Source organism: Micromonospora sp. CPCC 206061 (assembly GCF_036906915.1).
Taxonomy (GTDB): Bacteria; Actinomycetota; Actinomycetes; order Mycobacteriales; family Micromonosporaceae; genus Phytohabitans.
Window position 1 is genome coordinate 1 of sequence record NZ_JBAKHX010000137.1, and the last position, 11925, is coordinate 11925.

The following is an 11925-nucleotide window of genomic DNA, read 5'->3' on the forward strand; positions in this document are numbered from 1 at the left end:
CGCGCCGCGCGCCCACCGCCCCCCGCGCCCACCGCGCCGCGCGCCGCGCCCCGCCCGGCGGCGCGCCGCCCGCAACGTCGATCAAGGGCAAATGCACGTGGTTCGATCTCTAAACCACGTGCATTTGCCCTTGATCGATAAGAATGCCCTTGATCGGCGAGCGTGACGCCGCAGGCTCGGTAGGGTGGGCCACAGGGAGGTGATCCGGCGTGACTCTCCAGCTCACCGCACCCAATCGGCCGTGGGGCGAAGCCGACCTCCACGCCCTGCCCGACGACGGCCACCGGTACGAGGTCATCGACGGGAGCCTGCACATCAGCGCCCCGGTCGACGAGTCCCATCAGCGGCTCGTCGACGACATCGTCGGTGACCTGCGCACGGCGGTGCCGCCGGGCTGGCGGGCGGTCTGCCGGGTCGGGTTGCGTGCCGGCGCCAGCTACCTGGTGCCCGACATCACCGTGCTGCTCCCCGCCTCGCCGCTGGCCAGCGCGTGGGCAGACCCGAGCGACGTCGCGCTGGTGGTCGAGGTGGAGTCGCCCAGCAGCCGCCGGCTCGACCGCTGCCTCAAGCCCGGCCTGTACGCCGAGGCGGGCGTCGAGTCGTACTGGCGGATCGAGCGCACGAGCAAGGGTCCCGTGGCGCACCTCTACACCCGGGCGGCGGCCGGCCACTACGAGCTGCACCGCTCCGTCCACCCGGGCCAGTGCGTGACCGCCGAGCTCCCGTACGCCGTCCAGGTGGCCCCGGCGACCTGGTCGTTGTAGCACCAGCCGGCTTGATCGGGGCGTTTTCCACAGGGCGGCTGCCAGTCCACAGGCGCGCAGCGGCGTGCCGGTCGGACGGCAACGCTCGGCCGCATGACGGACCTGTACGACGACGCGGCGGCACTGCCGCGACTGCTGCGCGGCGGCCTCGCGGCACACGACATCCGGGCGCTGCGGGGCGCCGGCATCAGCAGGAGCGCGGCTGCGTGGGCGCGCTCAAAGGGGCGGCTGGGCCGCCCTTTCCACGCCACCTACCTCAGCGGGCCAGGCGCCGCTGACCTGCTCGACCGGCTCCGGGCGGCGTTGCTCGCGCTGCCGCCGGACGCTGTGTTCGCGGGCCAGACCGCCGCGCTGCTGTATGGATTCGGGGTGATCGCCACCAATGACGTCCACGTCGCGGTGCCGGCGGGCACGGCCGTGCCACAGCGGCGTGGTGTCGTGGCGCACGAGTGCGCGCTGCCGTTCGACGACGTCTGCGAGGTCTTCGGTGTGCCGTGCCTGGCGCCGGCGCGGTGCGCGGTCGACCTGGCCCGGTGCCTGCCGAGGGGCGACGCGCTCGCGGTCTTCGACGCGGCGCTCCGCGCGGGCGCGTGCTCGGCCGACGAGCTGGCCGCCGAGGTGGGACGCCACGGCCGGTTGCGCGGTGTCCGGCAGGCTCGCGAGTTGGTGTCGCTCGCCACACCGCTCTCCGAGTGCCGGCAGGAGAGCCACCTGCGGCTGGTCTTCCACGACGGCGGTCTGCCCCGGCCTCGGCCGCAGCTCGCGGTCGTCGACGAGTGGGGTGTGGAGCGCTGCCGCCTCGACCTCGGGTACGAGCAGTCGCGGGTGGGCGCCGAGTACGACGGCCGGTCGCACGTGGAGCGGTGGCGGCTGCGGCACGACCGTGAGCGGCACAACTGGCTGGAGATGCGCGGTTGGCGGATGCGGTACTTCACCGACCATGACCTGTACCAGCGGCCGGACCGGATCGTCTCGGTCATGCGCACGACGCTGCACCATCCGGGAGCGCGGCCGCACCGGTGGGTGTGACCTTGCCCGCCGATCAAGGGCATCTGCACGGATCAAGGGCAAACGCACGTGGAAAAGAGATCGAACCACGTGCGTTTGCCCTTGATCGACGGAAAGGGAGCGACCGCACCCACGGAAACGAGTGACCGCGCTGGCGGGAGGAGTGACCGCGCCGAAGGCGCTACGCGCGGCCGGCGTGGGTCGCCAGTTGGTCCAGGCCGCTGATCAAGCCGCCGGCCAGGTCGCCGCCGCCGAAGGCCGCCACCATGGACAGGGCCGCGAGCTTGGCCTCGCGATCGCGGATGCGCTTGCGGGCGTCGGCGCCGGTCACGATCTCCAGCAGCCGCTGGTTGGGCGACACGGCGACCATGACGGACTTGTCGGGGTCGCGAAGCTGGCTGTGCAGCTTTTCGGCGTGGGCACGGGTCGGCTCCTCAAGGTCACCGACGTACACGCTGAAGGTCAGGCCGGTCGTGCGGTCGGCCACCCGCAGCGCCTCGTCGAGGCGGAGCAGCTGGCGCGTCGTGAACGGACCGTCGAGAACTTCGGGCCGGGCGGCTTCGGCAGTACTGCCGTGGGCCTCTTCACCAACGGTCACTTGCGCCTCCCGTGGCACCCTTTGTGGTCACGGTCTGGGTCGAGGTCAGCTCCTTGCGCTCCGCACCAGCCGGCAGCTCATGCAAAGAAGCGGCCGGGGTACCGGCGAGCTGCTCCGGCGCGGACAGGAACCACACCGGCGCGAAGTCGAAGGAACGCCCTGGCCGGTAACGCTTGCCGCCACGCCCGCCGCCGAGCAAGGCCAAGCCAGCGATCACCAGCACGATGGCGGCCGGTATGACGACGAAGACCAGCACAGTCTCGGTAACACTCACCGTTTCCACCCCTGACTCAGACGCCGTTCACGGTAGCGGAGGGCGTCGCCCGCCAGATATCGGGGTGCCGGTCGCTCCACCCGATGATCTGCTCCATCTGTGCGGCACCCGCGATCAAGCGTGCGTCCTCCCCGTACCGGCCCGTGAGCAGGGCACCGACTGGCAGCCCGTCGGGCGTCGTGGCGACCGGGAGGGACACCGACGGCTGGCCCGTGACGTTGAACACGGCACAGTACGGCGAGAACCGGCGCTGCCGGTCGAAGTCGACCGCCGGGTCGCCGGTCTCGCTGAACCAGCCGATCCGCGCCTGCGGTCCGGCCAGCGTCGGACAGAGCAACAGGTCGTACGCGGCGGTGGCGCGCATCGCCTGTCGCACCTGGATCTGGAGCTCGGCCAGCACGCCCATCAGCCTGCCCGCGCTGATCTCGGCACCTCGCTGGCGCATCAGCCGGGTCAACGGCAGCAGGTCGGCCTCGCGCTCCGGCGGCAGCGGGAACAGCGCCATGGCGTACCAGATGGTCTCGAACAGCGGCCACACCTCGGGGCCGAACGGCGCCGCGATCTCTTCCACCGTGTGTCCGGCGCGCGTCAGCGCGGCGGCAGCGGTGTCGACGGCGGCCACGCAGGCGGGGTCGACCGGTTGGTCGCCGGCCAGCATCGGGGTGACGAAGCGACCGACGCGCAGCGGTCCGGGGGCGGCCGCGCGCGCGATCGCGAGGTAGCCGCCGTCGGGCGGCGGCGGGCCGAGATATGGCTCACCAGGCACGGGTACCGCCAGCGCGTCGAGCATCGCGGCCGCGTCCGTGACGGTGCGGGCGAGCGGGCCGTGTGTAGGCAGGCCGAACGCGCCGAAGCCGAGCGGGCCGCCCGACACGACGCCCCGGCTCGGCTTGTATCCGACAAGGCCGCACAGCGATGCGGGGATGCGCACCGAGCCGCCGCCGTCGGAGCCTTGCGCGAACGGTACGAGGCCGGCCGCGACGGCGGCCGCGGCGCCACCGCTGGAGCCACCCGCGGTGTTAGCGAGATCCCACGGGTTGCGCGCGGGCGGCGCGACGACACCCTCCGAGTACAGGGAGACGCCCATCTCCGACGTGGTGGTCTTGCCGAGGCTGACCGTGCCGGCGGCCCGCAGCAGGGCGACCGCGTCGCTGTCGATGGGCGGCACGAAGTCGGCGAACGCGGCCGAGCCGAACGTGGTGCGCACGCCCGCGGTCAGCGTCAGGTCTTTGATGGCGGTGGGCACCCCGTGCAGAGGACCGCGCTGGCCGGCCGGGGTGTCGTCGGCGGCCTTGGCCTGCTCGCGGGCTTGGTCGGCGGTCACCGTCACGAACGCGCCGACGGTGTCGCCGTACGCCTCGATGCGGGTGATGTAGTGCTCGACCAGCTCGGCGCTGCTCAGCTCGCCGGCCCGGATGGCATCGGCCTGCTCCAGCGCTGTCAGGTCATGCGGGTCTGCCATGGTCACATCCTGCCCTGCTTGATCGAAAGCCGCACCGAGTGTCCTCACTCACGTTGCGGCATCACGTAATTTTTCCGCGTGACCGACTACCTCCGGCAGGCCCGCGACCTCGACGCGGCCGACCCGCTGGCCGGCTTCCGCGACCGGTTCGTCATCCCCGACGACCATCTGGTCTATCTGGATGGCAACTCGTTGGGGCGGCTCCCTGTGTCCACACGGGACCGTCTGCACCGGGCCATCGACGAGTGGGGCATCGACCTGATCCGGGGCTGGGACCGGTGGATCACCTTGTCTCGCGAGGTCGGCGAGGTGCTCGCGAGCGGGGTGCTCGACGCGTCACCGGGTGAGGTGCTGCTGTCGGACTCGACGAGCGTCAACCTGTACAAGCTGGCCGCCGCGGCTTGCGACGCCCGCCCCGACCGGCGGGTCATCGTGACCGACGACGACAACTTCCCCACGGACCGGTACGTCCTGGAGGGGCTCGCTGACGCGCGGGGCATGGAGCTGCGAATCCTGAAGACCGACATCGACCTGGGGATCAGCACGGACGCCGTCCGCGAGGCGCTCGACGGTGACGTCGCGCTGGTCGCGCTGTCGCATGTGGCGTACCGGTCAGGTGCCATCGCCGACATGATGGCGATCACCGCGGCGGTGCGCGACGCGGGCGCGCTGGTGCTGTGGGACCTGTGCCACTCGGCGGGCGCGGTCCGGGTGCCGCTGCGGGCGGCCGGCGCCGACCTGGCGGTGGGATGCACGTACAAGCACCTGAACGCGGGGCCGGGCGCGCCGGCGTTCCTGTACGTGCGGTCGGACCTGCGGGCCGCGCTACGGCAGCCCATCTGGGGCTGGTTCGGGCAGCGCAACCAGTTCGACATGGGTGTGGCGTACGACCCGGTGGAGTCGGTCGAGCGATTCGGAGTGGGCACGCCGCCGGTGCTGGGCGGGTACGCCGCGCTGGAGGGCGCGAAGCTGGCCGCCGAGGCGGGGATCGGGCGGGTGGCGGAGAAGGGGGCGGCGCTCGGCGCGTACGCGATCGCCCTGGCCGACGCGTGGCTGGAACCGCACGGGGTCCGGCTGGCGTCGCCGCGCGACAGCGCGCGGCGCGGTGCGCACGTGACGCTTTTCCACCCGCGCGCCTGGCAGATCAGCCAGGCGCTGCGCGCGGCCGGGGTGTTGCCCGATTTCCGCACGCCGGACCGGGTGCGGCTGGGCTTCGCGCCGCTCTACACCCGGTTCCAGGACGTGTACGCGGGCATGACGGCGTTGCGGGAGGTCATGGCGACCGAGGCGTACCTCCGCTTCCCCGAACAGCGCTCTCGCGTCACTTGACCTATTTTCGGGTATTTGCGGCACAGCGATGTAAAGATCCCTTCTATGAGGGATTACGTCACACGCCTCCCCCTCGTCACGCTGGCCTCGGTCTTTCCGTTGCTGGCCGCGCCGGCGCCGGCCCGCGCGGACGGCGCCTGGGTCGAGGTCAACCCGAGCAGCATCCAGGCCGGGTACCGGGTGGGCATCCGCGGCAGCTGCCAGGAGAACCTGAACGACGCCGTCGCCAAGTCGGAGGCGTTCGGCGAGGTGAAGATGGCACCCGCGAACGGCTTCGTGGTGTCGGCGGTGACGGTCCCCGCCGACGCGAACCCGCGCGGGTACACCGTCAAGCTGTCCTGCGCCAACGGCAGCACGGCCACCACGACGATGTACGTGATCGGCATGGAGCACCCGAGCAAGGGCCCGGCCACCGGTGGCGGCGGCACGGCGGCCAGTGGCACCGGCCCGCTGATCCTGACCGGCGGGGGCCTCGCCGCGCTCGCCGCCGGCGCCGGGCTCGGCCTGATGGCGCTGCGCCGCCGCCGCGCTTAGGCCGGACGCGGCCTCGGATGCGGGTAGGGCCCATCGGCGTCCTGGCTGTCGGGCTGGCTCTCGCCGGCGCCTTCGCCACCGGCGCGGGGCTCGGCCAGCTCGAACTGCCGTCGTGGTGGACGCCCGAGGGCAAGCCACCGCCGCGCGAGTTCCCGGTGCTGGAGCCGAGCCGGCCGGTGCGCATCAGCGTGCCGTCGATCGGGCTGCGCGCGGCCGTGCACGGCGTGGGCCTCGCCGACGACGGCTCGATCGGCGTGCCCGCCGCGACCCAACACCAGGAGGCCGGCTGGTATCGGGACAGCCCGACTCCCGGCCAGTTCGGGCCGGCCATCATCGTGGGGCATGTCGACTCGCGTACCGGGCCGGCGGTCTTCCACGATCTGCGCGAGGTGCGGCCCGGGGCGAGGATCGAGATCTCCCGGCGAGACGGGTCGGTGGCGATCTTCGAGGTGAACTCGGTCGAGCGGTTCGACAAGAAACACCTGCCTGCCCGGCGCCTGTACGCCGACTTCAGCCGCCCGAGCCTGCGGCTGATCACGTGCGGCGGCCGCTGGGTGGGGCGGTTCAACCGGATACGCGGACAATGTGGTGGTATTCGCGTCACTGATCCGCGCGCGCCGCCCCTAGCCCTTTGCCCGTGAGACGAAAAGAGCGGCCTCAGGCCGCTTGCGGTAGATCGAGCCAGTTGGCCCAGCGTGGGTCCGGCGCGCGGTGGCCGAGTACCCGCCAGGCCATTCCTTTTGGCGCGGCGGGTTTGGCGTGCAACCGCCAACCCAGCTCGGCGGGGGTGCGATCGCCTTTGGTGTGGTTGCACCGCGCGCAGGCGGCCACGACGTTTTCCCAGGCGTGCCGCCCGCCGCGGCTGCGCGGAAAGACGTGGTCGATGGTCTCCGCGGGGCCTCGGCAATACGCGCACCGCCAGCCGTCGCGGGCAAAGATCGCCCGGCGGGACAGACCGACGTGTGTGCGATACGGCACACGCACGAACCGGGTGAGCCGGACCACGGCCGGCACGGGTAACTCATGGCGGACGCTGTGGAGAAAGCCATCGCCGTCGGCGACGCACACGGCCTTCGCCGACAAGACCAGGATCGCGGCTCTACGCACTGACACGACACACAGCGGCTCGTATGTGGCATTGAGGACTAATGCACCTGAGCCCACCACGGGTCGTATGTCAGGCATCGCGCTCACCTCTCCAGGTCGTGCAGCCCAGCTCCTGTCGGCAACCAACTGGCCGCGGCACGGGTGTTACCGCGGCTGGCGCTGGCACGATCACCAGCGTCCCGTGCGCCAATGGTCCCTGATGGATTACGGAAATGCACGTACTAATCAGAGCCGCTCTCGTTAACCTTCGGTGTCCTGCGACTTCCTGCGGCGAATGTCCGATTAGGTTGGTTTGACCGGAGCATCCTGTCGCACCCGGCCGCACGAGCATCGGGCCAGTGCGGTACGAAAACAGGCGTGACAGCCTTCCAGGAGACGCCGAACCCGACACCCACCGTCGGCGCGGACTGCAGCTCGGACGCGGTCTGCCAGCGGGTATTCGACTGGTTCGGCATACCGTGGCTGGCCGAGAGCAGCTTCTGGATCTTCGTCAAGCCGCTCCGGATCCTCCTGATCCTCGCCGTCGCGCTGCTCATCCGGTGGGCGGTGCACCGCACGATCAACCGGCTCGTGCGCACGACCGCCAACACATCGGTACCGACCATCCTCAGGCCGCTGCGCGAGCGGATTCCAAACTCGACGCCCGACCCGGCCAGCGTGGTGCCGGAACGCCGCCGGCAGCGGGCCGAGGCGATCGGCTCGGTGCTGCGCAGCGGCGTCACCGCCGTCGTCTTCGCCATCGCGGCCCTGCTGATCCTGGGCGAACTCAACTTCAACCTGGCGCCGCTGATCGCCAGCGCCGGCATCGCAGGCGTGGCCATCGGCTTCGGCGCCCAGACGCTCGTCAAGGACGTGATCTCCGGGATCTTCATGCTGCTCGAGGACCAGTACGGCGTGGGCGACACCGTCGACCTCGGCGAGGCCATCGGGGTGGTCGAGTCGGTCGGACTCCGCATCACCACGGTGCGTGATGGGCGGGGCGTCCTCTGGTACATCCGGAACGGCGAGATCATCCGGGTCGGCAACAAGAGTCAGGGCTGGGCGATGGTGGTCGTCGACATGCCGATCGGGTTCGCCAGCGTGGACGAGGCGACCACGGTGATGCGCTCGGCGGCGGAGGCGGTGGCCGCCGACCCCGACCTGGCCGCGCACTTCCTCGACCCCCCGGACGTGCTGGGCGTCGAGCAGATCACCATCGACGGCGCGATGATCCGTACGGTGGCCAAAACCACAGCTGAGGGCCAGCCTGACGTCAACCGCGAACTCCGGAGGCGGCTCACAGCCGCTCTGGAGGAGTCGGGCATTACCGCCCAGATCGCATCCGCCCGCATGTACCCCCGTCCGGCGGCTCCGGGGCACGACACGGACAACGCCCGGGGTGGCGCCACCTGACGGACGGACAGGTGGTGCGATCACGCAGGTCCGCGTGGGTCGCGCCCCTCGTGGACGGTCGGGTATCGTCCGTTCGTTCAGTCGAGGATGCGACGGACCATCCGTTCGCCCTAGCCAGATGTCAGACTATCGGGCAGAATCCGTGAAAAGCTCCATGGCGGAGCGTCACGATTCCCCCGCTCGTTTGTCTATTTGGCGTTCCCGGCTCCGCCACCGCCACGTGGCCCGCCGTCGAGAACGATGGAGGCCCCTCCGTGTCCCAAGAGGCACACCCCGCCGATCGGCAGGCCACCTTCCGTGAGGTGTTCGCCCAGCCCGAATACCGTGCGGTGTACCTCGCGAGCGCGCTTTCGTGGTTCGGGGACTACCTGGCCAAGGCCGCCATCACGGCGATGGTGTATCGGCAGACACAGTCGGTGGCGCTGTCCGCCGCGGCCTTCGCGATCAGCTACCTTCCGTGGTTGCTCGGCGGTCCCCTGCTGTCGACCATCGCCGAGCGCAACCCGTACCGCTCGGTCATGGTCACCTGCGACCTGTTCCGCATGGTTCTCATCGGCGTGATCGCCGTCTTCGAGATGCCGGTCGGGTTGGTCCTCGCCCTGCTCTTCGCCACCACGCTGGCGACGCCGCCCTCACAGGCCGCCCGGTCGGCGCTGCTGCCGGTGATCCTCGGCGGCGACCGGCTCGTGGTGGGCCTGTCCGTCAACCTGAGCACCGGTCAAGCCGCCCAGGTGGTCGGATACATCACCGGTGCGGCGATCGCCGCGGCCAACCCGCGGCTGGCCCTCGCCATCGACGCCGCCACCTACCTCGGCTCCGCCCTGATCATCCGGTTCGGCGTCAAGGACCGGCCACCGGCGATGACCGAGGCGCACCGCAGCCACCTGCTGCGCGAGACCGCCGACGGGTTCCGGATGGTCTTCCACTCACCGGTGCTGCGTGCGATCGCCATCCTGGTCTTCGCGTCCATGCTCTTCGCGATCGTGCCGGAGGGCCTCGCCGCCGCCTGGGCCGCCGATCTGAGCGACACCGAAACCGGACGCGGGTTCTCGCAGGGCTTGATCATGGCGGCGGCACCCGCCGGATACATCATCGGCGGCCTTGTGACGGCCCGGCTGCTCCGGCCCGACGTCCGCCGGGCGCTGATCCGACCCTTTGCCGTGCTGGCACCGCTGTCGCTCGTTCCAGCGCTGCTGCACCCACCCGCGATCGGCATCGCGGTGATGGCGGCCATCTGCGGCTTCGCGGTGGCCGGCATGATGCCGGCCGCCAACGGCCTCTTCGTGCAGGCCCTGCCGCACGGCTTCCGGGCCCGGGCGTTCGGCGTCATGCAGAGCGGCACGCAGGTCATGCAGGGCGCCGCGGTGCTCCTCACAGGTCTTCTGGCCGACCGCTTCTCGATCGGCACCGTGGTAGGGCTCTGGAGCGTGGCAGGCGTCGTGCTGATCCTGATCGCGTCGACCCAGTGGCCGAGCGCCGACCGGTTCAACACCGCCGTCGCCGCGGCGGGCTCCGCCCAGCCGGTCCCTCCGCCCTCGCCCGAGGCGCGCGGGATCGTCCGGCAGAACGGCGTCGAGCAGGCCGACAAGTTCAAGATCACCCATGCGTTGCGCCGTGGCAGAATCAGAGGGTGAACTTTTTCGACGCGGTCGGTGGTGAGCCGACCTTCCGCAAGCTGGTCGACGAGTTCTACGCGGGCGTCGCGACCGACCCCGTCATGCGGCCCATGTATCCCGAAGCCGACCTCGGCCCCGCAGCCGAGCGGCTGACCCTCTTCCTCATGCAGTACTGGGGCGGCCCCAACACCTACTCGGCCGAGCGCGGACACCCGCGCCTGCGGATGCGGCACGCCCCGTTCCGGATCGGCGCGACCGAGCGGGACGCCTGGCTGCGCCACATGCGCCGAGCCGTCGACAGCCTCGACCTGACGCCGGAGCAGCGCACGACACTCTGGGACTACCTGGAGCGGGCAGCGTACTTCATGGTCAACACCATGGACGACCCGGAGCCGACAAACAGGGTCAACATGGCATAACAGCGCATACGCCTCGCTCGTTGGTCAACGCGTACCCACGCCGACCAGCCGAGGGAGCTCATGCGCCGCCGTTTGTTCGCCGTCGCCGTACTCGCCGCCGCCACCGCCGCTGGCGTGGTCCCCGCCACCGCGGAGATCGCCCAACCAAGGGTGGTCACCGCCGACCCCGTCGACTGGACCCCGCACGTACTCGACGGCACGGTACGGGCCATCGTCCAAGTCGGCGGCACCATCGTCGTAGGCGGTGACTTCACGACCGTCGCCACCAGCGACAGCCGCTTCCGGTACCGGCGACAAAACCTCTTCGCGTTCGACGCGCAAACAGGCGCCCTCCGCCGCTTCGCACCCGCCCTCGACGGACCCGTGTACGCGCTCGCCGCCGGCCCAGACGGCACCGTCTACGCCGGCGGGGCCTTCCGCACCGTCAACGGCGTCGGACAGCGCGGCCTCACCCGGCTCTCCGTCTCGACCGGCGGCCGGTTGGCCTCCTTCCGGGCCAGCATCAACTGGGGCGACGTACGCAGCCTGGCCCTCTCCGGCACCCGCCTGTACGCCGGTGGCACCTTCAGCGCCGTCAACCGCGTGCCCCGCACGGGGCTCGCCCGGCTGGACGCGGTGAGCGGTGCCATCGACACCGGCTTCGACGCGCGGCTGACCGCCGTCGACGCCAACCGCGCCCGGGTCGAGGACTTCGCGCTCTCCCCCGACGGGCGACGGCTCATCGTCATCGGCGCCATCACCCACGCCGCCGGCCACCCGCGCAAACAGGTCGTGCTGCTGGAGACCGGCGGCCCCAGCGCGGTCGTCGCCAACTGGTACACCGACGCCTACCAGCAGGACTGCGACCCGCGATACGACACCTACCTGCGCGGCGTCGACTTCGCCCCCGACGCCTCGTACTTCGTCGTCGTCAGCACCGGCAACCTGACCGGCCGCACCCGGATGTGCGACACGGCGGCCCGCTTCCAGATCGCCGGCACCGGCCGCCACAGCGCCACCTGGGTCAACCACACCGGTGGCAACACGCTCTTGGCGGTCGCCGTCACAGGTACCGCCGTGTACGTCGGCGGCCACCAGCAGTGGCTCGACAACCCCCACGGCAACAAATCGGCCGGGCCAGGAGCCGTATCCCGTCCAGGCATCGGCGCGATCGATCCGCATACTGGACGGGCGCTGGCCTGGAACCCGACACGGAGCCGTGGAGTGGGCGTACGCGCGTTCCTAGCGACCCGCCACGGGCTGTGGGTCGGCTCCGACACCGACCGACTGGGCCACGAATACCACGCCCGCATAGGCCTGTTCCCCCTCCCCTGACCCCGCACCCCACCCCGCCGACAGGTCGGCGCCCGTCAGGCCACCAGCCGCCGCCCGCCCGCGCCCGCCCGCGCCCGCCCGCGCCGGTCCCGCCGGTCCGGCCGGTCC

The 11925-nt window shown here is 71.2% G+C and carries 13 protein-coding genes; 9 read left to right on the forward strand and 4 right to left on the reverse strand.

From position 1 onward, the window contains the following. Positions 1–209: 209 nt before the first annotated feature. Positions 210–764: a Uma2 family endonuclease gene (locus V6V89_RS39755; RefSeq protein WP_334624870.1), complete on the forward strand. Its 555-nt coding sequence runs from the start codon at positions 210–212 to the stop codon at positions 762–764. A 93-nt stretch (positions 765–857) separates the two neighbouring features. Beyond that, positions 858–1793 carry a DUF559 domain-containing protein gene (locus tag V6V89_RS39760; RefSeq protein WP_334624871.1) on the forward strand — a complete coding sequence of 312 codons (936 nt, stop codon included), beginning with the start codon at positions 858–860 and terminating at the stop codon, positions 1791–1793. 160 nt (positions 1794–1953) lie between these two features. Here V6V89_RS39760 and V6V89_RS39765 read toward each other — a convergent pair whose 3' ends face one another. Genes V6V89_RS39765 through V6V89_RS39775 form a run of 3 tightly spaced genes read right to left on the reverse strand, consistent with a single transcriptional unit; the run spans position 1954 to position 4106 of the window. Beyond that, positions 1954–2370: a DUF5130 family protein gene (locus V6V89_RS39765; RefSeq protein WP_334624872.1), complete on the reverse strand. Its 417-nt coding sequence runs from the start codon at positions 2368–2370 to the stop codon at positions 1954–1956. Next, entirely contained in the window at positions 2357–2644 is a 288-nt protein-coding gene (ctaJ, locus tag V6V89_RS39770) for an aa3-type cytochrome oxidase subunit CtaJ (RefSeq protein ID WP_442935308.1), read from the reverse strand. Before ctaJ ends, V6V89_RS39765 begins: the two co-directional genes overlap by 14 nt. Before the next feature lie 16 nt (positions 2645–2660). Then, positions 2661–4106, reverse strand: a complete 1446-nt coding sequence (locus V6V89_RS39775) for an amidase (protein ID WP_334624873.1) — start codon at positions 4104–4106, stop codon at positions 2661–2663. Positions 4107–4184: 78 nt separating this feature from the next. Here V6V89_RS39775 and kynU point away from each other — a divergent pair, with 78 nt between their 5' ends. From kynU to V6V89_RS39790, 3 genes are read left to right on the forward strand one after another with little or no spacing between them, the layout of a single operon-like run. Next, a complete protein-coding gene (gene kynU, locus V6V89_RS39780; protein WP_334624874.1) occupies positions 4185–5435 on the forward strand; it encodes a kynureninase in 1251 nt (416 codons plus the stop codon). Positions 5436–5480: 45 nt separating this feature from the next. Next, positions 5481–5969: a hypothetical protein gene (locus tag V6V89_RS39785; protein WP_334624875.1), complete on the forward strand. Its 489-nt coding sequence runs from the start codon at positions 5481–5483 to the stop codon at positions 5967–5969. A gap of 17 nt (positions 5970–5986) precedes the next feature. Next, entirely contained in the window at positions 5987–6610 is a 624-nt protein-coding gene (locus V6V89_RS39790) for a class F sortase (protein ID WP_442935309.1), read from the forward strand. Between the two features lie 16 nt (positions 6611–6626). Here the strand turns inward: V6V89_RS39790 and V6V89_RS39795 are convergent, their stop codons facing one another. Then, positions 6627–7154, reverse strand: a complete 528-nt coding sequence (locus tag V6V89_RS39795; protein WP_334624876.1) for an HNH endonuclease — start codon at positions 7152–7154, stop codon at positions 6627–6629. Positions 7155–7433: 279 nt separating this feature from the next. Between V6V89_RS39795 and V6V89_RS39800 the strand changes: the two genes are divergently transcribed. From V6V89_RS39800 to V6V89_RS39815, 4 genes are all read left to right on the forward strand, one after another. Next, on the forward strand, positions 7434–8468 hold the full coding sequence (locus V6V89_RS39800; protein WP_334624877.1) for a mechanosensitive ion channel family protein: 1035 nt from the start codon (positions 7434–7436) through the stop codon (positions 8466–8468). Positions 8469–8722: 254 nt separating this feature from the next. Then, on the forward strand, positions 8723–10102 hold the full coding sequence (locus V6V89_RS39805) for an MFS transporter (RefSeq protein WP_334624878.1): 1380 nt from the start codon (positions 8723–8725) through the stop codon (positions 10100–10102). Next, on the forward strand, positions 10099–10503 hold the full coding sequence (locus V6V89_RS39810; RefSeq protein ID WP_334624879.1) for a globin: 405 nt from the start codon (positions 10099–10101) through the stop codon (positions 10501–10503). The genes V6V89_RS39805 and V6V89_RS39810 overlap by 4 nt, the downstream gene beginning before the upstream one ends. A 60-nt stretch (positions 10504–10563) precedes the next feature. Then, positions 10564–11817, forward strand: a complete 1254-nt coding sequence (locus tag V6V89_RS39815) for a PKD domain containing protein (RefSeq protein ID WP_334624880.1) — start codon at positions 10564–10566, stop codon at positions 11815–11817. Positions 11818–11925 lie beyond the last annotated feature (108 nt).